The organism is Arenibacter sp. F20364, from assembly GCF_023015905.1.
Classification (GTDB): Bacteria; Bacteroidota; Bacteroidia; order Flavobacteriales; family Flavobacteriaceae; genus Arenibacter.
In genome coordinates this window covers 71,353-93,691 of the sequence record NZ_JALKBD010000015.1, presented here as the reverse complement: position 1 = coordinate 93,691, position 22,339 = coordinate 71,353, and the positions used below count along the sequence as shown (strand labels likewise).

General features: G+C 40.1%; 17 protein-coding genes and 1 tRNA gene. 13 read left to right on the top strand and 5 right to left on the bottom strand.

Going from position 1 to position 22,339, the window contains the following annotated elements:
- Positions 1 to 15: 15 nt before the first annotated feature.
- Positions 16 to 2,385, bottom strand: a complete 2,370-nt coding sequence (locus MWU84_RS13750) for a GAF domain-containing protein (protein WP_246902229.1) — start codon at positions 2,383 to 2,385, stop codon at positions 16 to 18.
- 210 nt (positions 2,386 to 2,595) lie between these two features.
- Between MWU84_RS13750 and MWU84_RS13745 the strand changes: the two genes are divergently transcribed.
- Complete coding sequence (locus MWU84_RS13745; RefSeq protein WP_246902227.1) at positions 2,596 to 3,498, top strand: metallophosphoesterase; 903 nt, start codon at positions 2,596 to 2,598, stop codon at positions 3,496 to 3,498.
- A gap of 61 nt (positions 3,499 to 3,559) precedes the next feature.
- Here the strand turns inward: MWU84_RS13745 and MWU84_RS13740 are convergent, their stop codons facing one another.
- Entirely contained in the window at positions 3,560 to 4,282 is a 723-nt protein-coding gene (locus tag MWU84_RS13740) for an energy transducer TonB (RefSeq protein WP_246902220.1), read from the bottom strand.
- Between the two features lie 160 nt (positions 4,283 to 4,442).
- On the opposite strand from MWU84_RS13740, the gene MWU84_RS13735 reads away from it, so the two are divergent.
- From MWU84_RS13735 to MWU84_RS13715, 5 genes are all read left to right on the top strand, one after another.
- A complete protein-coding gene (locus MWU84_RS13735) occupies positions 4,443 to 6,008 on the top strand; it encodes a glycoside hydrolase family 32 protein (protein ID WP_246902218.1) in 1,566 nt (521 codons plus the stop codon).
- 45 nt (positions 6,009 to 6,053) lie between these two features.
- On the top strand, positions 6,054 to 7,079 hold the full coding sequence (locus MWU84_RS13730) for a metallophosphoesterase (protein ID WP_246902216.1): 1,026 nt from the start codon (positions 6,054 to 6,056) through the stop codon (positions 7,077 to 7,079).
- 101 nt (positions 7,080 to 7,180) lie between these two features.
- The gene (locus MWU84_RS13725) at positions 7,181 to 8,863 is read left to right on the top strand and encodes an FAD-dependent oxidoreductase (RefSeq protein ID WP_246902214.1); all 1,683 of its coding nucleotides are present in this window, start codon (positions 7,181 to 7,183) and stop codon (positions 8,861 to 8,863) included.
- A gap of 47 nt (positions 8,864 to 8,910) precedes the next feature.
- Positions 8,911 to 10,581, top strand: a complete 1,671-nt coding sequence (locus MWU84_RS13720) for an FAD-dependent oxidoreductase (RefSeq protein ID WP_246902211.1) — start codon at positions 8,911 to 8,913, stop codon at positions 10,579 to 10,581.
- An 84-nt stretch (positions 10,582 to 10,665) separates the two neighbouring features.
- The gene (locus tag MWU84_RS13715) at positions 10,666 to 11,805 is read left to right on the top strand and encodes a sialidase family protein (RefSeq protein ID WP_246902209.1); all 1,140 of its coding nucleotides are present in this window, start codon (positions 10,666 to 10,668) and stop codon (positions 11,803 to 11,805) included.
- Between the two features lie 131 nt (positions 11,806 to 11,936).
- On the opposite strand, the gene MWU84_RS13710 is transcribed toward MWU84_RS13715, so the two are convergent.
- A tRNA-Phe gene (locus MWU84_RS13710) sits at positions 11,937 to 12,009 on the bottom strand.
- 101 nt (positions 12,010 to 12,110) lie between these two features.
- Between MWU84_RS13710 and MWU84_RS13705 the strand changes: the two genes are divergently transcribed.
- The 7 genes from MWU84_RS13705 (at position 12,111) to MWU84_RS13675 (ending at position 19,834) form a co-directional block, all read left to right on the top strand.
- The gene (locus MWU84_RS13705; protein WP_246902202.1) at positions 12,111 to 12,839 is read left to right on the top strand and encodes a type III pantothenate kinase; all 729 of its coding nucleotides are present in this window, start codon (positions 12,111 to 12,113) and stop codon (positions 12,837 to 12,839) included.
- A complete protein-coding gene (locus MWU84_RS13700; RefSeq protein WP_246902199.1) occupies positions 12,840 to 14,102 on the top strand; it encodes a hypothetical protein in 1,263 nt (420 codons plus the stop codon).
- A gap of 37 nt (positions 14,103 to 14,139) precedes the next feature.
- Positions 14,140 to 15,510: a hypothetical protein gene (locus tag MWU84_RS13695; protein ID WP_246902196.1), complete on the top strand. Its 1,371-nt coding sequence runs from the start codon at positions 14,140 to 14,142 to the stop codon at positions 15,508 to 15,510.
- 1 nt (position 15,511) lies between these two features.
- Positions 15,512 to 16,120 carry an LPS export ABC transporter periplasmic protein LptC gene (gene lptC / locus MWU84_RS13690; RefSeq protein ID WP_246902194.1) on the top strand — a complete coding sequence of 203 codons (609 nt, stop codon included), beginning with the start codon at positions 15,512 to 15,514 and terminating at the stop codon, positions 16,118 to 16,120.
- Complete coding sequence (locus MWU84_RS13685; RefSeq protein ID WP_187581110.1) at positions 16,113 to 16,316, top strand: hypothetical protein; 204 nt, start codon at positions 16,113 to 16,115, stop codon at positions 16,314 to 16,316. Before lptC ends, MWU84_RS13685 begins: the two co-directional genes overlap by 8 nt.
- A gap of 2 nt (positions 16,317 to 16,318) precedes the next feature.
- Complete coding sequence (locus tag MWU84_RS13680) at positions 16,319 to 17,611, top strand: hemolysin family protein (RefSeq protein WP_281502559.1); 1,293 nt, start codon at positions 16,319 to 16,321, stop codon at positions 17,609 to 17,611.
- A gap of 105 nt (positions 17,612 to 17,716) precedes the next feature.
- Positions 17,717 to 19,834 (top strand): peptidylprolyl isomerase, encoded by a 2,118-nt coding sequence (locus tag MWU84_RS13675; protein ID WP_246902192.1) that lies wholly within the window; start codon positions 17,717 to 17,719, stop codon positions 19,832 to 19,834.
- A gap of 112 nt (positions 19,835 to 19,946) precedes the next feature.
- Here MWU84_RS13675 and MWU84_RS13670 read toward each other — a convergent pair whose 3' ends face one another.
- Together MWU84_RS13670 and MWU84_RS13665 are read right to left on the bottom strand one after the other, a co-directional pair.
- Positions 19,947 to 20,870 (bottom strand): GYDIA family GHMP kinase, encoded by a 924-nt coding sequence (locus MWU84_RS13670; RefSeq protein ID WP_246902190.1) that lies wholly within the window; start codon positions 20,868 to 20,870, stop codon positions 19,947 to 19,949.
- The gene (locus tag MWU84_RS13665; protein WP_246902188.1) at positions 20,867 to 22,189 is read right to left on the bottom strand and encodes a hydroxymethylglutaryl-CoA reductase, degradative; all 1,323 of its coding nucleotides are present in this window, start codon (positions 22,187 to 22,189) and stop codon (positions 20,867 to 20,869) included. The genes MWU84_RS13670 and MWU84_RS13665 overlap by 4 nt, the downstream gene beginning before the upstream one ends.
- Positions 22,190 to 22,339: the final 150 nt, after the last annotated feature.

Sequence of the window (22,339 nt, the reverse complement as noted above, 5' to 3'; positions counted from 1 at the left end):
CAAAAATAAAACAGATTAATTGTTCAGCTCTTCCATTAAGTCCTCGTAAGTATAGGTCTTGTCTTTTTCTTTATGTGATTTATAAAGAATGGAAGCCCTAATGGCCTTTAAGCCCGAAACCCCTTGGAGCCCCTCCAATTCAACAATTTCTATTTTTCCACTAAAATAACCCTTGGATTTTAAGAACCTGATATAACGTAGATATTCCAATTCATCCTTTTTCTGGGAATAAACAATGGCAATTTTACCTGCCTGGGTCAATCTTTCGTTGGTTCCTTTAATGTAAGACTTATCGATTCGTTTTTTTATGATCTCATATCTGGCATTATAGGTACCGTCGACGTCAAAACGTTTCTCGTCCATCCTAAAACGAATGGACAGCGAGCCATTATAGACTAAGATAAGGGATGCCACGTTTAATTGTACCTGCAGCTTGGATTTGAGGTCATAGTGCTTATTTTCCATTTCACAAATAACCTGTAACTGCCATAACCTAAGATTATTGAGGTAAAGTAGATCGAACGGCCTTGCTCCTGTAATAGAATCCCCTATGTACATATTGTGTTCTACGCCATCGGTCTTGTAACGCTCAAAATAGTGGGGATACATCTCTTGTGCTTCTTCCTGTTTCTTGTCGATTACCGAAGCCAACTTTTTGTTGATCAGCATTACGCTTTGGTCATAATTTTTTCTATGATCGTAGTAGGAACGGGTTCCCTTATCTATTTTGGACTCATAGGAAACCAATAGATTTTGGATATGGGTATCTGATTTTTTGATATGTGCAAAAACGGGGTTTATTTCTTCTTGGACAAAATCAAAAATGGCCTGTTCGCTATTGGTATGCAGGATCTCCTTGATCTCTTCAAGATGGTTGTCCACTCTAAATATGAGTTCTTCGTAAATGGGCAAACTATACTTTTGCCAAACCTCGGTCATTATATTTTTAATTTCGGACAACTGGATCATAAGATCCCTTTGTATGGCCGAATTCCGTTCTTGCGAGGAATTTTGGATATCCACTTGTCCATATAATGGATATACTTCGTCAAAGACAATTTCACGAAAAGAGGGTTGCAGCCCCTCTGTGTCTTCCTGTATAAAGCGTTTTGCTTCCTCTTTAAACTTCCAGTAAACGGACGGATGAACAGAGGTGCATTCATTTTGTATTACAGCATCGATTAAATTCTCCTCTTCCTCCAAGGATCGTAAAACCGCTGATACAATATAGGGGACAACGTCGTCCAATTTCTGGGCATTAACATTATTGAAGTCGTTTACCTTATCGGATACCAATTCCAATACTCCCAACAGTTTCCCTTCCTTTGCAATGGGGGCAAAAAGGGCGCTCTTAATTTTTTGGTCGTGCAAACCCTTATAAGGCGCTATACCACCGGAGAGTTTAAAAAATTTATCTACATCCGAAATTACAAAGTAGCTATTCTGATCTATTAGTTTCTGATAAGATTCCTTACAAAGCGATTCATTGCATGTCTCCACCTGCTTGTTTTGTAAAATAAAACTGCACATCCCAATTATGGCTACATTTTCAAATTGTTTGTCATGGGAATTGTAAATGGAAAACCCTATACGCATATTGGGCAATCCAAATAAAGATTTAAAGGTATTTTCAACACCTTGAATGAAATTACCGCCAGTTTTGTCATTAATGATCAGGCTCGATTTTATCTCGGAAATTGAATGTTCCGCGGTAACATCGAACATGTTGGATATTACAAAACCTTTACTGATAAAACTATTGGGTGGAATTTTTTGTTTCCAAAGCTCCACATTTTCAAAATTTTTCAATAACTCATTTACATCATCTTCTGTAATCTCTGGGGGTTTTCCGTTGGGTAAGATATCTATGAAATCCGCATTGTACAAAATCCTGTAATGTTTCATTACTCCTTTTGCATCGGGGATATAATAAAAAAAGGGCCTCTTAAAATCTAACTTAAATCCGTAATAAAAGTTTAGGATTACTACACAGGACATAATATAACTTACCCCCTCTTCCTGATTCCTTATTTCCGGAGTAAAGTTTGGTCCTGCTTCTTCCAAAATTCGCTCAAAACGTTTACTGGAATTAAAAGTAACGTTGGTATAAGGTGTGGAGGCAGTTTTTATTTCATTGTTGGTCAGAACCTGGGAAAAAAGATCTTGCAAGATGATCTGTATTACATCCTTGTGTTTTTCCAATAAGGATATATCCGTAAATCCATCACGGAGTTCCGGGAAAGGAGCTTGGGCATTTAATATATATTTAGCCTTGGAGACAAGAAAAGTATCCTCGCTATTTGCCATATCGTCATATTGCTTCAATAATTTATCAAAGCTTATATGATGCTCCAACGGTGATATTTTATCCGTAAATCCCTTCATTGTTATCTTTAGTCCAAGTTTGGACCGTAAAATTACAAAAGAAAATGCATTCTTTCATTTTTTGGGCCATATTGGAAAAGACTTCTTTTTTTTTGGATATTTATCCTATTTAATTACTGTTGGACGACTAGTTTGGGAATACTCCCAAAGATGTTTAGTTCAACCTTAATCCCTAAACTAAAAAAAGTATTAACTTTTAACCTAAAAGAAATGTCTTCATTTACCAGATTGTCCAGAGCTTATAAAAATGCCAAGACCCTTTCTTTTGACGATACTTCAAAAATTATACTGTTCAGCGATTGCCATAGGGGAGATAGTAGTTTTGCCGACGAATTTGCCAATAACCGCAATATTTATTTTCATGCCCTGAGACACTACTTTAATGAGGGGTTTACTTACTGTGAATTGGGGGATGGCGATGAACTATGGGAGAATATTAGCTTTGATTCCATTTTTAATGCACATAAGAACGTGTACAAACTTTTAAAGCAATTCCATATGGAAAAAAGACTCCATATGATATGGGGAAATCATGACATGGTTTATAAGGATCCCACTTATGTACAGAAGAACCTATCGTCTTATTTTGAACCAATAGAGGACTGTAACAAGGAATTGTTTGAGGATATAAACTTCCATGAAGCCATAATTTTAAAGCATAAAATTAGTCAACAAGAAGTTTTTCTGATTCATGGGCACCAAGCGGATTGGTGGAACTACACTTTCTGGCGTTGGGGCAGATTTCTAGTGCGTGTTTTATGGAAACCTTTACAGGTATGGGGCATTGCCGATCCCACTAGTCCCGCAAAAAACTATAAGGAGCTTATCAAAATTGAAAAGCGAATAAAAAAATGGATTTTGGCCAAGAATGAAATATTGACTGTAGCGGGCCATACCCACAGGCCTCGTTTTCCCAATCCTGGGGATATTCCCTTTTTTAATGATGGTAGTTGCGTTCATCCCCGAAGTATTACGGGGCTGGAAATTCAGAAAGGGACCATTGCCCTCATAAAATGGGAGATAGCTACCAAGGATGATGGTACCTTGCAAATTGTTCGGGTTTTACTGGAAGGTCCTCAGCAGCTGATCAACTACACGAAAGTACGGCCTTAAACTTGCTTAGCCAATGGAATTGATTAACATAGAATATGTATATAATCGTGTTGTTCCCAGATTACTGAAGCCTAAAGGTAATTGGAATGGTATAGGGAACTTTTACGGCCCTACCCCTTTGTTTTCCTGGCGTCATTTGTGGCAATGCGGCAATAATCCGGTTGGCTTCCTTTTCCAATAATTTGTCCGGCCCCCTAGTTCTTATATTGGTGATATATCCGTTATTGTCGATAATAAATTGGACGAATACCTTGCCTTCAATGCCCAACTCCACTGCAACATCCGGATAGGTAAACTGCTTCATGATATGTTCCTGTATTTTTTTCTGAAAGCAAGCTTTTTGGGCTTCGTTTGAAGATTCTTCACAGCCCGGAAAAACAGGAACATTTTCTATAACGGCAAAAGGTACTTCAATATCTTCCTCTTCTTCCTCCGTTACGGCTATATCTTCAACTTTCAATGGTGCCTCTTCCACTATTGTCTCCTGATTAATTTCTGTACTTTGAATCACCGTTTCCTCAATTTCGGCAACATCCTCTACGATTTCTATAACTTCTGGGGCTGCTGGAGGAGGAGGAGGCGGAACGTTCAATATTTCAGTAACCGGTACTTTTTCTTCCAGGTAATCCGTTACCGTCAACTGCTCAATGGCCACATTTTCCTTGGGATACGTTTTTAACTCCAACGCTCTCCATACAAGAAATAGTACTAAGGTCAGACCAATTACAAAGAAAAGGCCACTTTTTTTGTTTAAATCTGCCCGTGGATATTTTTTTGTTTCCATGACACAGTAATTTGATACATTAAGTTATAAAGAATATTGACCAATTCATATGACATAAATCAGTTTTGTCTTGAATTTTATAGATAAATAGGGTTAAATCCGTTATTCACCATGTTTTGATTGGGTATATTTTTGTTATTTTTAATAAAAACTGCAGATTTTGAAAAAATACCATCTAAGAATATTTTGGTTTGTTCTAGGATTGGCTCTTTTGTCCTGCAAGGATGGGAAGAAGGTAGCGCCGATCAGTAGTGATAGGGCCGTAAATGACCTCTATAAGGAAGCTTACCGACCTCAATTCCATTTTTCGCCACCGGAAAAATGGATGAACGATCCCAATGGCTTGGTATATAACCAAGGGGTGTACCATCTTTTTTACCAATATTATCCAGAGGATATTGTTTGGGGTCCCATGCATTGGGGACATGCAGTAAGCAAGGATATGGTAAAATGGAAAAATAAGCCTGTTGCACTTTTCCCTGATGAACATGGATATATTTTTTCTGGAAGTGCTGTCCTAGACTCTAATAATTCCTCTGGGTTGGGGACCAAGGACAACCCTCCATTGGTTGCCATATATACCTATCACAATGCCGAAACGGCAGAAGCAGGACAAGACGATTTCCAGACCCAAGGGATTGCCTATAGCTTGGATAATGGGGATAGTTGGGTCAAATATGATAAAAATCCCGTCATTAAGAACCCTGGTTATAGGGATTTTAGGGATCCCAAGGTTTTTTGGAACCAAAAGGAAAATAATTGGACCATGTTATTGGTAGCAGGAGACCACCTTCAAATTTGGCAATCAACTGACCTAAAGGCATGGATCATGGTAAGCAAGTTTGGAAAGGAACAGGGAGCACATGGTGGTGTTTGGGAATGTCCAGACATGTTCCCCTTAAAGGTGGATGGTACGGATATGGAAAAGTGGGTCCTCTTGATCAGCATTAACCCAGGAGCCCCAAATGGCGGCAGCGGAACTCAATATTTTATAGGAGATTTTGATGGCAGAACCTTTACAAGTGATCAAAAAGAGGATAAGTGGATAGATTGGGGCACCGATAATTACGCTGGGGTAACCTATAACAATGGGCCTAATGATGACCGGATTTTTATTGGTTGGATGAGTAATTGGGCTTATGCCCAGGAGACGCCCACGGAAAAATGGCGTAGTGCAATGACAGTGCCTAGAAAACTCGCCTTGCGTAGCGTTAAGGATAGGGTAGAATTAATTAACTATCCCTTGGGGAATTTTGACAAAATTCCCGTTTTGGGTATCGAAGAGGAAATATCGCTAAATGAAAATTCGGTCAAGACTTTGAGTTTCGATCATTTTAATAGTTCCGAAGTACTATTTAAAACTGCCTCAAGGTCCTTCAATCTGGAGTTTCAAAATGGATTGGGCGAGAATCTGAATTTGGTTCTCGATGGCCCAAATCAACAGTTTGTTTTGGATAGGTCACGTTCGGGAAAAACCTCGTTCGACCAGGATTTTGCCAAAAATGTTCAAACCATGCCCATAACCAATTTGCCCAAGGGGGAATATGAAGTTCGAATCCTCATGGACTGGTCGTCTGTAGAGGTTTTTATAAACAACGGGCAATATGTGATGACCGCCCAGATCTTTCCGAACGAATTTTATAAGAATTTGGTAATTTCCAACCCTAGAGATGCTGTTTTGGAATTGAATGGATTTGCCATTAATGGAATAAAATCCATTTGGTAAATTAAATCGATACCTTTAGATTTAGTCAATAAATGTATTTTTCAGATGAAACGCCGATTATTTTTTAAAAATGCCGCTACAGCTTCAATTGGGTTAGGACTAACCAAGTATTCAGCAAATGACAAATCTGCACGGTCCTCCGAAAAAGACATCCAGTTTTGTGTTACGGTAGAGGAGAATAAGCTTCAATTTTTTTCAGAAGACGTTAAAGAGGCTGTTAAGATTGTCCATATAGCTGACACCCACCTTTTTAAAGACGATGAGCGAGGCGTTCCCTACAAGATGTATAGTGGGCGTATGGCCAAGGCCTATAATCAAACTAAGCACTTTAAAACAGGGGAAACGACCAATCCTGAATTGGCATTTGAAGCTGCCCTGAATTTCGCTAAGGAATCCAAGGCTGATCTAATCACTTTAATCGGTGATATTTTTAGTTTTCCGTCTGAAGCGGCTATCGAATGGGTAGCGGCCAAATTAAAAGAAGTGAACATCCCCTATATCTATGTCGCTGGCAATCACGATTGGCATTATGAGGGCATAGAGGGAACACTCGAAGATTTGAGGGATCAATGGATCAAGGAAAGATTGTTGCCGTTATACCAGGGGAAACATCCATTGATGGCGGCCTACGAAGTAAAGGGAATTCGGTTTTTGGCGATCGACAACTCGACCTATCAAATAAATACAGAGCAGTTGGCCTTTTTTAAAGAACAGGTTTCTAGTGGTGTCCCGTTGGTGCTTTTAGTGCATATCCCTATGTACGCCCCCGGGAAGTCCATTTCTTTTGGATGTGGCAATCCGGATTGGGGAGCTTCCTCAGATGAGAATTTTGAGATTGAAAGACGATTGAGATGGCCGGAAACCGGGCATTCCAAAACCACCTTTGATTTTCATAAGGCGGTGTTCTCCGCCCCAAATCTGTTGGGGGTATTTTCGGGTCATATACATCGTTTTTCAATAGAATCAATTAAAGGGAAACCGCAAATAGTAACCGACGATAATGCTAGTGGCGGTTATTTGGATGTTAATTTTTTACCCTTGGCACCAAAGGACCGATCCCTAATATTTTAGCTTACTATTAATGGAATTTTAGTTTTAGTTGTGCCATATGTAAAATTTGGAGGGCAGAGATATTTGTTTAATAGTCCCTGAAGAAAGTAATAAATAAGTCTATGAAATTAATCTGGTGTTTGTTATTGAGTTTTGTGACCATAGTAGTAAATGGTCAAACCAAAAAGTATGATATTGTCATATATGGGGGTACTTCTGCCGGGGTATCCGCTGCCATACAAAGTAGTAGAATGGGCAAGTCCGTAGTGCTTATAGAGCCTACCAATCGCATAGGTGGACTGACCACTGGAGGACTTGGCCAGACCGATATTGGCAACAAGCAGGCCATTGGCGGGATTTCGAGGGAGTTCTATGAGAACATCAAAAAATATTACGATGATCCTGAAAACTGGAAATGGGAGAAAAAGTCGGATTATTTGGATGGCGGTCAGACACGTACCGAGGCCGGAGAGGCTTCCATGTGGACCTTCGAGCCCTCAGCGGCACTCTCTGTCTATAAGGCCATGATGGACAAGGAGAAAATTAAAATGGTATACAACGAAAGGTTGAACAGGGAATCCGGGGTTAAAAAGCTAAATGGCAAGATTGAATCGATTACCATGGAAAGTGGTAGGACTTACAAAGGAAAGGTGTTTTTGGACGCCACTTATGAGGGAGATTTGATGGCTTCAGCAGGGGTTACCTATGCCGTGGGTCGGGAAAGCAATGATCAGTATGGAGAGACCTTGAACGGGGTACAGGCCAATAGCATAAATACATCATTGACAGGTCTTGTCTCCAGAAATGCGTTCAACCACAATTTTATTCCAGGGGTAGATCCGTATGTGGTAAAGGGCGATCCTTCATCTGGGCTTTTACCAAATGTGAACGAAAAACCAGGGCTTGAGGGGGCAGGGGATGATAAAATTCAGGCCTACTGTTTTAGAATGTGCCTAACGGACCACCCAGAAAACCGTATTCCATTCCAAAAGCCGGCAAATTATGATGAGGTGAATTATGAACTGCTGTTCAGGAATTACGAAGCTAGAAAGGGGCCTATAAGGGAGATGTACAGCTATGGCAATTCGTTACTGCCCTGGATCAACTCCAGTATGCCTAATAGAAAAACGGATACGAACAACAAGTTTGGGTTTTCTACAGACTATATCGGTAAGAATTATGACTACCCCAATGCTTCCTATGCCGAACGGGAAAAAATCATCGAAGACCACCGGAATTATCAGATGGGTTTGATGTGGACTTTGGCCAATCATCCAAGAATACCGGAAGAGGTGCGTGAAGAAGCCTCCAGATGGGGAACTTCCAAGGATGAATTTGAGAGAGCGGACGGGTGGCAACAACAGCTTTATGTCCGCGAGGCCAGACGGATGATCAGTGATTATGTGATGACACAACACAATTGTGAGGCCTTAAAAGTGGCCGAGGACGCCATAGGTTTGGCTGCCTATGGTATGGATTCGCACAACGTGCAGCGCTATGTGGATGCTAACGGATATGTGCAGAACGAGGGCAATGTGGAGGCCCACGGCTTTAAGCCCTATCCCATAAGCTATGGTGCATTGGTTCCAAAAACTGGGGAATGTAACAATCTAATTGTCCCAGTATGTGTTAGTTCTACCCATATTGCCTTTGGATCTATTCGTATGGAGCCAGTGTTTATGGTTCTTGGACAGTCAGCGGCCACGGCAGCAGCCATGGCTATTAATGGGAATACCACTGTTCAGGATGTGCCATATGTTAAACTAAAGGAGCAGCTCTTAAAAGATGGACAAAGATTAAAATAAAATTAACCTTCCTATTTTCTAGATAATAAATTCAAAGACCAAATATAATGACGCAAAGCAGTAAGATTAAATATTTGACCCTCCTTTTGGTAATAATGGGATTTATGGGGCCAATGGGTTGTAAACAATCGGAAAAAAATAGGATACCTATCGCTACTGCTGATATCATTATTTACGGGGGCACCTCCGCTGCGATATCCGCGGCAGTGGAAGCAAAGCGATCTGGAAAATCGGTAATAGTGGTATCCCCTGATGTGCATTTGGGAGGATTGTCTTCTGGGGGCTTGGGCTTTACCGATACAGGTGACAAGAGTGTTATTGGGGGACTTGCGCGCGAGTTCTACCAAAGGGTTTGGAATCATTATAGCACAGATGAGGCTTGGGTTTGGCAAAAAAAAGAGGAGTACGGCAATAAAGGTCAGGGTACTCCTGCCATGGACGGCGAGAATAGGACCATGTGGATCTTTGAACCACATGTTGCCGAAAAGGTGTTCGAGGACTGGGTAAGGGAAGAAGAGATACAGGTAGACCGGAATGAATGGCTTAATAGGGAGCAGGGGGTAGCGATGAAGGACGGTAAGATTGTATCTATAACTACCTTGTCCGGGAAGACTTATTCCAGCAAAATATTTTTAGACGCTACCTATGAAGGGGATCTTATGGCTGCGGCTGGCGTAAGTTATCACGTTGGCCGTGAAGGTAAAGAAGTCTATGGTGAGGAGTGGAACGGGGTACAAACGGGGGTATTGCACCATAAGCATTGGTTTCAATCCGATATATCTCCTTATAGAGTCCCGGGCGACCCAAGCAGCGGCCTCCTGCCTAGGGTGTCGGGAGAGGACCCAGGTGAAAAGTATAGCGGAGATGATAAAATCCAGGCCTATTGTTTCCGTATGTGCATGACCAATCATCCTGAAAATAGAATCCCTTTTCCAAAACCGGACGACTATGATCCCTTGAATTATGAACTCTTGGCGAGGGTCTTCGAAACAGGAAGAAAGGATTGGTTCGAGAAATTTGATGCGGTCCCCAACCATAAAACGGATACCAACAACCACGGACCCTTGAGCAGCGATAATATAGGTATGAACTATGATTATCCAGAGGCAAGCTACGAAAGAAGAAAGGAAATCATAATGGAGCATGAAAATTACCAAAAGGGCTTACTTTGGTTTGTGGCCAACGACCCTAGGGTGCCCGGGGATTTGCAGACCGAAATGCAGAAATGGGGCTTGGCAAAGGATGAATTTACTGATAATGGCAACTGGCCACATCAGATCTATGTTAGGGAGGCGCGACGCATGATCGGGGAATTTGTGATGACCGAAAACGAACTTCTTAAGAAAAGTCCAACTCCAAACTCTATTGGTATGGGATCGTATACCATGGATTCGCACAATGTGCAACGCTATATTAAGCCGGATGGGTTTGTTCAGAATGAAGGGGATATAGGGGTAAGTACCAATGGGCCTTACACCATTTCCTATGGCTCTTTGGTTCCAAAAAAGGACGAATGTAAAAATTTACTGGTTCCAGTATGTGTATCTTCGAGCCATATTGCCTTTGGTTCTATCCGTATGGAGCCAGTGTTTATGATATTGGGACAGTCGGCCGCTACTGCAGCTGTATTGGCAATTGATGCTCAGACTACGGTACAGGAAGTGGACTATGATAAATTGAGGGGCCTTTTATTGGCTAAGGGTCAAATTCTGGAATAAAGTTGGGCCATGTATGCATGGGCCATAATTTTGATGCTAATTTTTTGAATTTAAAAAAAAGGAATGATTTATTCTAACACATTAATGAAACGGTTTTTAGTTTGCGTCATGTTTGCCTTATGGGTCCATTCCCTGTTGGCCCAATCCACAAAAGAAAAGTTGGAGGGTGCACAACCATTGAATTATATTTTTGAAGGAGGCCAGGAAAATTATAATTGTTTTCGTATTCCCGCTGTAGTTAAAACAAATAGTAACACTTTGCTGGCTTTTGCGGAGGGTAGAAAAAATGGTTGTAGTGATACGGGCAATATAGATTTGGTAATGAAGCGATCAACGGATGGAGGAAAAACTTGGGGCAAATTGGAAGTACTTTGGCAGGATGAAGGCAATACTTGCGGAAACCCTTCTCCAGTTGTAGATCGTACTACCGGTGCTATTTTTTTGCTATCCACATGGAATCTGGGGTCGGATCATGAACCGGACATTATTGCCCAAAAGAGTAAGGATACGCGAAGGGTATTTCTGATGAAATCTAGCAATGATGGCAAAAGCTGGAGTCGTCCCAAAGAAATCACCTCGGATGTAAAATTGCCCAATTGGACATGGTATGCTACGGGACCAGGGTCTGGAATCCAAATTCTTGGAGGTAAGTATAAGGACAGGTTGGTTATAGCATGCGATCATATCGAGGCCGTTAGCAAAAAGTATTACTCGCACACCATTTATTCCGATGATCATGGTGCTTCATGGGAACTGGGAGGTGTCAGCCCGCGTGATCAGGTTAACGAATGTGAAGTGGTAGAACTTTCCGATCATAGCCTTATGCTAAACATGCGGAATTATGATAGAAATATGGACAGTAGGCAATTGGCCTACAGTAGTGATGGTGGCGAATCATGGAAAGATATGCGTCATCATGAGACTTTGGTGGAGCCTATCTGTCAGGCCAGCACTCTGCGCTTTGGTGTGGAAGATCGGGTATATTCCCTTTTTGCCAATCCGGCCGATGATAAAAATAGGGTGAATATGACACTCAGACTAAGTAAGGATGATGGGAAATCTTGGCCTATTGAAAAACAAATATTCCCAGGGCCTTCCGCTTATTCCGATTTAACCCCAATTGATGGGGAAAATATTGGTATCTTATACGAAGGTGGGCGTGAAAGCGCCTATGAAGGGATAGTTTGGGAGTCCTTCGGCATAAAGGAACTCTTAGGGCCGTAAACATCTTCTTGGGTCAATTTTAGTCCGATAATACAAATGTGTTTTTATAATTGAGGCAATCGGCTATAACGGAAATGCTATAAAAAGGGGTGAAAATAAAAAAAGCCCTTGAAAATCAAGGGCTTTTGAGGTGGTGCCTCCAGGAATCGAACCAGGGACACATGGATTTTCAGTCCATTGCTCTACCAACTGAGCTAAGGCACCAAACGCTGTAAGCGGGTGCAAATATAATTTCAATTTTATGATATACAAACAAAAATGAAAAAAAAGGCTTTTGTTTTTTTTAGTTTTTTGATCTTTACAGTATGAACTTGATCGTAGATGTGGGTAATACCCTAGTAAAAATGGCGGTTTTCGAAAATGGTAAAATTATTTCCTATCGAAAAATTCCTAAAACGGATTTTGCAAAAAATGTGAAATCTATTTTTGAGGACTACTTCCGTATTCAAAATGCCATTGTTTCCAATGTTGGAGGGATGAGCCATGAGGAAATAGCCATGTTATGCGTGTTTTGTGAAGTTCATGTACTTAGTTACAATTCTAAAACCCCTTTTAAAAATTCCTATGCTACCCCACAGACTCTTGGGGTAGATCGGATTGCCCTGGCAACAGCTGCCTTTTATCATAATCCCAAAGGAAATACCCTGGTCATAGACGCAGGTACCTGCGTTACCTATGATGCCATTAACGATTATGGAGAATATCTGGGCGGTGCCATTTCGCCCGGAATAGCAATGAGGTATAGGGCCATGCACGAGCAAACCTCCAAATTGCCTTTGTTGAAAAAAAAACCAATTTTGGATATTATTGGAAACACTACTGAAACTAGTATGCATAGTGGTGTGATCAATGGTATTTGCAATGAAATTGACGGGGTTATTGATCAATATAGAAGTAGATTTGTCGATTTAACAGTTATTTTAACAGGAGGTGATGCTCAATTTTTGTCAAAACGATTAAAAAATACCATATTTGCGCATTCTAAATTTCTCCTGTTGGGGTTATACCATTTGTTAGAATACAACAAGCGCTAGATGATCAAAAATTTTATTATTGCAATTTTATGCGTAACTTCGGTAAGCATATATGCTCAGAATAGTACTGCTTCCCCATATTCTTATTTCGGTGTTGGGGATTTAAAGGCTACCGGCACAGTGGAGAATCAAATGATGGGTGGGTTGAGTGTTTATACGGATAGTATTCATATCAACCTTAATAATCCAGCTGCATATAGTAAGCTGCGGTTAACAACCTACACAGCGGGACTTTCCCGTAAAGAGTACAGGTTTGAAACCAACGATTCCAAAGAAAATGCCTCCCTTTCAAATTTAGACTATTTGTCATTGGGCTTTAATTTGGGCAAAGGTTTTGGAATGGGTTTTGGAATTATGCCGTATTCTTCCGTGGGGTATAATTTTCAATCGGAAAGAACTACCGATCAAGGACTAGTTTCGGAATCGTTCAATGGTGAAGGAGGGTTAAACCGAGTTTATTTCTCTTTGGGCTATGAACTTTTTAAGAATTTGAGTTTAGGAGTTACCAGTAATTTTAATTTTGGGAATCAGAATATCAATAGTTACCAGACTATTGAAGACGTACAATTAGGTTCTTTCAATAGGATAGAATCTAGGATCAAAGGCTTCGATTTTAATTTTGGAGCCAGTTTTACACCGGCCATCAACGAAAAACATACTCTTTTTACCAGTGTTATAGTAAATACTCAGGCCAATTTGGTATCTGAGAATACTAGGTCAATAGGTTCTTTTTCTACAGTGAGTGGCATTGATATTGAGGTTATTGAAGTGGATTTGGCAGCACAGGGTTTGGCGCGCACAGGAGTACAAATACCAACGACCGCCACATTGGGCGTGGGTTATGGCCAGGATAAGAAATGGTTTTTAGGGGCAGAGTACAGTTTTCAGGAATTAAGCTCTTTTGAAAATGAGCTTTCGCCTGCCAGTAATTTGGAGTACCAAAATGCCGAGACCTTTAGACTGGGGGGATATTATATCCCTGATTATGCCTCTTTTACAAGTTATTTAAAAAGAGTGACCTTTAGGGCAGGAGCAAAGGTCTCCAAATCGGGAATAGTGGTAGATAATAGGGAGATAAATGATTTTGGCATAACTTTTGGAATGGGTTTACCACTGGGTCGTAATCTTTCAAATATTAACCTTGGCTTTGAACTTGGAAAAAGAGGAACCAAATACGGGGATTTAGTAGAGGAAAGTTATTTCAAAGTTAATGTGGGCCTATCTTTAAACGATAAATGGTTCATACCAAGAAAAATTAATTAAAAATTATTACTTTAACCACCTTAAAATAAACAGACAGATGAAAAAGAAACTCTACATCACAGCGATAGCCGCCATGGGATTTGTGGGTTTAGGGCATTCTCAAGCTCAAAACCCGGAGTGTATGACCAATCTTTCCATTTACACAGAGCATGTAAAAGTTAAGAATTATGAGGCTGCTTATACACCATGGAAAATGGTATATGACAATTGCCCTACATTAAACTGGGCCAATATATTATATGGTGAGCGCATACTAAAAGATAGGCTGGCTAAAGCAACAGGAGCCGATAAAACTGCGAATATCAATGCTTTAATGGAATTATACGATAATAGGGCCAAATACTTTCCTGCAAAGACAGATGTTGCGGAGACCATTATTGATAAGGTATTGTTGAAGTATGACGAGAAGATGATTACCGATGATGAAATCTATTCTCAGCTAGACAAAGCCTTTACAGAGGATAGGGCGAATTTTAAAAACCCTAAAGCCTTGTATTTATATTTCTCCAGCTTGGTTGATTTAAATAGTGCAGGTAAAAAAGAATTGGAGGAGGTATTTGAAAAATACGACAATATCACCGAAAAGATCGATGAAGAAAACGAGAAACTTACTGAGGTTATCAATAAGCTTCTACCTAAGGAAGATGCCGGTACTTTGACTTCCAAAGAGAAGAGACAGCTGAGTTCTTACAATAGTTATTCTGAAAGCTATGGTAAAATAGCTGAAAGTATAGATAGCAAATTAGGTGCATTGGCAAACTGCGAAAACTTAATTCCTTTGTATGAAAAGAATTTTGATTCAAAAAAAGGAGATTTAACCTGGATTAAGAGAGCTGTTGGAAGAATGTACAGTAAAGAGTGTACCGAAGATCCAATGTTCAAAAAGCTTTTTGAAGTACAATTGGCCATGGAGCCTTCCGCCAGTGCATATATGTATGCTGGTGCCCTTAAGAATAATGCAGGGGATAATAGTGGTGCTCTTGCAGATTTCAATAAGGCATTGGAGTTGGAGACAGATTCCAGAAAAAAGTCGAACATCGCTTATAAAATTGCTACAAGCTATAGAAGAGGTAGTAAGTCCACTGCCAGAAGTTATGCCCAAAAGGCAATTGATGCCAACCCGTCCAATGGTAAGGCTTATTTGCTGATTGCAAGTTTGTATGCCGGTAGCGCCAATGAATGTGGTAGCACTCCTTTTGAGAAAAGGGCTATCTATTGGAAAGCTGCTGATTTGGCTCGCCAGGCAGGCCGTGTAGATCCCGCCCTAAGTGGTAGGGCTGGTCAGGCTGCGGCAAGTTACAGTGCCAAGGCACCGTCCAAAACGGATATATTTAATTCCGGTATGGCCGGTAAAACAGTTAGTTTCTCTTGTTGGGTAGGAGGTAGTGTAAAAGTGCCCAACCTATAAGATGAAAAAAAAAGGTTTATATAATTTAAGGAGCATTGCCATAGTTTTTTCTATGGCAATGCTTTTTTATTCCTGTGCCGACAATTATAAGAGAGTCGGTGACGAAGCAATAAAAAAGATATTTCCAGGTGCTATTGCAGAGGATTTTACCTTAACTTATACGGAGACCGACGAACTTGAAAAAAATGAAGGTGTTGTTTCTGCGCGTGTAATTGCCGTACTAAAAGGTCCAATTTGTGATGATTTTAATAATTTGGTCTTTCCTTATTATGCCTTCCCGGAAGGACTCCTTGTAGAGTTTTTTGATGAAAAAGGAGAAAAAAGTACGGTTACTGCAGATTACGGCATTATTTATTCAAGTACTAATTTAATAGATTTGCAAGGTAATGTGGTCATTGAAACCAGTGACGGTAAAAAATTGGAGGCACCGCAATTATATTGGGATAGAACCAATGATTGGATTTTTACGCAACAGAAATTTAAATACACCAATCCGGAGGAAGGAACCATAATGGACGGTGAGGGAATGGACTTTAATAGGGATTTTAGTTTTTTTAACGCTAATAAGACCTATGGTTATATGAGTATAAAAGAAAAGACGAATGATTAAGATTTTAAGATATACCGAATACCTTTATTTGGCAGTGGCCGTAGTGTCGGCTTTTGAAATTTACGAGCAATGGAACATAGATAGGCAAAGGGCCTATTTATTTGTCTTCTTTGGGATAGTTTCCATAGGGATGTTCATTTTTAAAAAAACCTATAGAAAAAGGTTCGAAGAGCGTCAAAAAAACAATAAACAGTAATCTTGGAGGCATATATTGTCATTATCATTGTTATTTCCTTGCTGTTTTCCGCTTTTTTCTCGGGAATGGAAATCGCCTTTATTTCTGCCAATAAAATTCACATAGAGATAGAAAAAAAGCAGGACGGTTTGATGCCGAAAGTGCTGACCCGCCTTACCAAGAAACCTTCAAAGTTCATCGCAACCATGCTTATTGGGAACAATATTGCCTTGGTGGTCTACGGACTTTTTATGGGAGATCTTCTTATGAGCCTATTTGAGGGAATCGAGTCGACCCCCGGCAGCTTTTTAAGTTTAATGCTTACAGATTTTAGCCTGGTGACCCAAACGGTTATCTCTACCCTGATTATTTTGTTGACCGCTGAGTTTTTGCCCAAGGTATTATTTCAGATTTATAGCAACACAATGCTAAGGTTGTTGGCAATACCTGCCTATATTTTCTATGTATTATTTTCAGTAATATCGGATTTCGTTATTTGGATTTCCGATATAATTCTTAAGGTGCTCTTTAAGACAGATGGGGATGAGGTGCAATTGGCCTTTAGTAAAATAGAATTGGGAGATTATATTACCGAGCAAATGGAAGCTGTAGAAAAGGAAGATGAGGTGGATTCCGAGATACAAATTTTCCAGAATGCTCTGGAGTTCTCAGGGGTAAAAGCTAGGGAAGTAATGGTTCCTAGAACGGAGATTGCCGCGGTAGAACTTCATGAAACACCAAAAAATTTGGCAAAGCTTTTTACCGAAACGGGCTATTCCAAAATATTGGTGTTCAAAGATACCATAGACAACATTATTGGATATGTGCATTCCTATGAACTTTTTAAAAAGCCTAAGACCGTAAAAAGTATCCTACTTCCCGTGGAGTTTGTTCCGGAAACAATGCTCATAAATGATATTCTTAATATTCTGACCAAAAAAAGGAAAAGTATTGCCGTTGTTCTGGATGAGTATGGGGGTACTTCGGGGGTTATGACCGTGGAGGATATTGTGGAGGTGCTTTTTGGCGATATAGAGGATGAACATGATACTACCGATTTACATGAGGAGCAGCTGAATGAAAATTCCTTTAAGTTTTCTGGGAGGTTGGAAGTAGATTATATTAATGAACAATATAAGTTGGAACTTCCAGAAAGTGATGAGTACGAAACCTTGGGAGGCTTGATCATTAATGAAACCGGGGAGATTCCAGAAAAAAACTCCGAAATTAAGATCGGGAATTTCCTTTTTGTAGTGTTGGAAGTTTCAAGTAATAAAATAGATATGGTATCCTTGGTAGTGCTGGACGATGAATAGGCATTTGAGGGATTTTTTTTGGTTTTTTTTAGTTTTTATTATTTCAAAAGAAAGTAGTAATTTCGCCTCCCGATAGTAACGGGATAAATTTAAACAGTTTACATAATGGCAATTTTAGAGAATATAAGGAAACGAACTACCGTTTTAATTTTAATCATTGGTTTGGCTTTGTTCGCATTTGTAATTTCAGGTGTGTTCAGTAGTAATGAATTGGGTGGTGGAAAGGTTGGTTCTTCCGTGGCAGAGATTAATGGGGATGAAATTTCCATAGATCAATTTAGAAGGGATGTGGAGGCCTATTCTAGAATGGCCGGCCCTACAGCCTCTTCTATGCAATTGGTCAATCAGGTTTGGGATAGGGAAGTCAGAAATACCATTCTTGGTCAGCAATTTGAGGAGTTGGGTATCAATATAGAACAGGATCAGATAATAAACTATATAAAGACGATTCCTTCTTATGTTCAAAATCCTGAATTTCAGAATGCGAGTGGTGTTTTTGATGAGAATAAGTTTAGGGAAGCCGTAGCAGATTGGAAAGCAAACAATCCAAATCGCTACGCTTTATGGTTACAGGATGAGCAGGCCATCATTCAAAATGCAAAGGAGCAGACTTATTTTAATCTTATAAAAGCAGGTGTTGGCTCAACATTGAAAGAGGGGGAATTGGATTATAAGTTGGCGAATGATAAAGTTGATATCAAGTATGTACGTGTGCCCTACACTTCAATAGCCGATTCTTCCATAGCGGTTACCAAGAAAGAGATTGAGGCTTATATCAATGAACATAAGAAAGACTATAAACAAGATAAGGCTAGGGATGTAGAATTTGTCTATTTTGAAGAAAAAGCTTCGTTGGAAGATGAAAATGCGGTAAAGGAAGAAATTTCAAAACTTTTGGAGGACCGTGTGGAATACAATGCACAAAAGGACGCAAACGATACCATTAGAGGTTTTACCAGTACTACTGATATGATGGCCTTTTTGGATAGAAATTCGGATACAAAATTTGACACTATTTATAAAGCCAAGAAAGATTTGCCCGCCAAATTTGCAGATACGCTTATGTCTTTGGAAAAGGGAAGTATTTTTGGTACTTATCGTGATGGGGATTACTTTAAGGTTTCCAAAATGATGGATAGAAAGGCAAATGGTACTGTAAAATCCAGTCACATCCTAATATCCTATGTAGGTGCTCAACGTGCCAATCCGGAGGTTGCCCGAACCAAGGAGGAGGCCGAGAAAAAAGCAAAGGAATTGTTGGCTGAGGCAAAGAAAGCGAATACTGTTTTTGCAGAATTGGCCAGGGATAATTCAGACGGACCTTCAGCGCCCCAAGGTGGTGACCTTGGATATAATCAAGAAGGGGTAATGGTAGCGCCATTTAACGACTTCACTTTTAGTAATCCAGTGGGTGCCATAGGTTTGGTAGAGACAGATTTTGGATTCCATATCGTTAAGATAGATGACAAACAGGATATTGTAAAAATTGCCACCTTGGCAAGGGAAATAGAGCCTTCCGAAGAAACTATCAATACCTTGTTCACCGAGGCCACCAAATTTGAAATGGAAACTATCTCGGATAAGGATTTTGCGGTAGCTGCCAAGGAAAGTAATTTTGTGGTTAGACCGGTAAATAAGATCAAGGAAATGGATGAAAATCTTCCAGGACTTTCTGCCCAGCGTGCCATTGTTCAATGGGCTTTTAACGAAGATACTAAATTGGGAGAGGTTAAAAGGTTCAATATAAATAATGGTTATGCCGTTGTGCGATTGACTGCGAAGTATGCTGAAGGACTTATGAGCGTTGAAGATGCATCGGCTTTGGTTCTTCCAAAATTGAGAAAGGAAAAAAAGGCGGCACAGATCATAGAAGCCAATAAAGGTAAAACTATGGATAGTTTCGCCACGGATAATAATGTTATAGCTTCTACAGCTACGGCTTTGACAATGAAGTCACCTATTATTCCAGGTGCTGGATCCGAGGCCTTTGTTGTTGGTACTGCCTTTGCGATGGAGCAAGGAGCTACCTCTGATTTAATAAAGGGAGATAGTGGGGTGTATATGTTAACTGTCGCCAAAAAAGAAGAAGCTGCTAAATTGGATAACTACAGTACTTATGCCAAGAATTTACAGGCTGGTGCTGCTGGAAGAGTAAACTTCGCGGTTTACAATGCCTTAAAGGAATCTTCTACGATAGAAGATAAAAGAGCAACATTTTATTAGTGGAACCTTAGTGCTCCAAAAACAATAATGCCTCCTTTTTTGGGAGGCATTATTGTTTTTGGTTAAATGGTTTCATGGCAATAATATTGGTCTTGCCCATTGGGTATTTGGATTATTTGACCATTTTTACATAAGGGATAACAGTGGTATACCCTTTTTCCTTAAAGTAATCTGGAGTAGTTTTGTTACCTGTTGCCAGTATAAAATCGCCACCCCAGGCCCCTAGACTTTTAATAGCACCCTTGTAATCTGGAAACAATCGTTCTTTAACTGTTGGCATTCCCAGGATCTCGCTTACAATTGCCTCATGTTTTTTAATGAGCTTGTCAAATTGGGATAGGCGTGTACAGGTCAATATGCGTTGGGTAATGCTATTAATTTGGGATATGGAGGAAAAAGTATTGAAGTCTTTTTTGCGGTATTGGGCAATACCGTCCCGACTGTTCTGTTTTTGATTCAGATGTACAAAGTATAGGTCGTTTTTAAATGGGGGGTTGAAGGTTACTGACTGTACATTAGGGCCGTTATTTTTTAATTGGTAAATAATAGGGCTGTTGTTTTGAGCACAGGCTATGTCGTACCCACTACCAGAAAAGGCATTCCAAAGTAGTGCGTAGGCATCTATCTGAGCCCATTGGGCAATGTTGTTGATCAAAGTGGATGATGATCCCAAGCCCCATTCTCTTGGAAAGTTTAATGCCGTGGTAACTTCATACCCTTGGGAGTCTGATAAAAAACTTGGGTTTAATTTTCTAGCTTCCAAAAGAATTTTTTTGAGGATACCCGAGATAGTTGATGCTTCATCAGAAACAGAAATTTTGGAAACATCACTAAACCCCTCCAATGAATAAATACTTTCGAACCAGGGCTTTCCTTTTTCGTCCAAACTTTTCCAAGTCAGCAGAGTGTCCTCATTCTCTTTTACCGATAGGGATTGTCCGTATAGGGTGGGTACCGCTAAACTTTGGGCGCCATCCAAAACCAAGTATTCTCCCGTTATAAGGAGCTTGCCATTGCTGTAATATTGTTTTGTCATTTTTTATTTCTCAACTCTTCAAAAGCGACCACTACTGCGCTGTGGGAGGCCGTATGCTTTTTAAAATAGTCCACCAAGCTTATTTTTTCTTCTTCCGTAGCCCCCAATTGGTTCAATATATTCAATAAATGCATTTTCATATGCCCTTGTTGGATACCCGTTGTTACCAAGGAACGCACTGCGCCAAAGTTTTGGGCCAGTCCGGCTACGGCTACTATTTGCATGAGTTCATTTGCCGTAGGATTTTGTAAGATTTCCAAGGCGAGTTTTACCAGTGGGTGCAAATTGGTTAGGCCACCCACAGTTCCCAGGGCTAAGGGAATCTCTATCCAAAATTTAAAAATCCCATTTTCTATACTCGCATGCGTAAGACTGGTATAACGTCCATCCTTGGAGGCATACGCATGTGCCCCTGCTTCTATGGCTCTAAAATCATTTCCTGTAGCCAAAACTACGGCATCTATTCCGTTCATGATTCCTTTGTTATGGGTAACCGCCCTATAGGGTTCAACTTTTGCAATATTTACGGCACGCACCATCTTTTTTGCAAAATCTTCTGCGGAAATTCCGTGGTGGCCCTTCAAATCTGTAACCGGACAACTAACTTCTGCCTTAACCACACAGTTTGGGATGTAATTGGAGAGAATACTCATGACTATTTCCATATCTTTCTCCCCTGCCGTAAATGGACCATAATGTTGGGCCTCCTCTTTTAAGCATTGGGAGAACCCTTCCAAACAAGAGTTTATGAAATTGGCACCCATGGCATCCAATGTTTCAAAAGTGCAGTGCAATTGGAAATAGCCCTCCAATTCCGAAGTTTTATTCCGAAGTTGAATGTTCTTGATTCCGCCACCTCGTTTTTCCATGTTTTTAATAATGGAAGCAACACTATTGATCAATTTAGGCTTCACAAACTTGAAAAAGCCGGTAAGTTTTTCTACACTGCCATGATACATAAAATGTACTTGCCCTACTTTTTCAGTACCCAAAACGGTAGTCTTAAATCCACCGCGGGTCTGCCAAAATTTTGCGGCCTTGCTTGCAGCTGCAACTACGGAGCTTTCTTCAATTGCCATTGGGATGGCATAAAGTTTGTTGTTTATGAGAAAATTGGGGGCAATACCCAAGGGTAAATAAAAGTTGGTGATGGTATTTTCTATGAACTCATCATGTAAATTTTGTAATTTTTCATCAGGGTTCCAATACTGTTTTAAGATGGCAACGGTTCGCTCACTATTTTGGGTGTAATGTTGGGCAATCCAGTTAATTTTGTCCTCTTTGGTCAGTTTGGAAAATCCTTCTATAGGTGCGGTCATTGAACTATTGGTTTCTTTGTGCAAAGATAGTAATAAGGCGTCAAAACATTGGATATCTTAAAACGGCCATAAAAGAAGTGAAAAATGCTATTTTTTTACTTTATAGAACTCACTTATGTGAATTTTTTAGTAATCTTGGAGATTTGAATA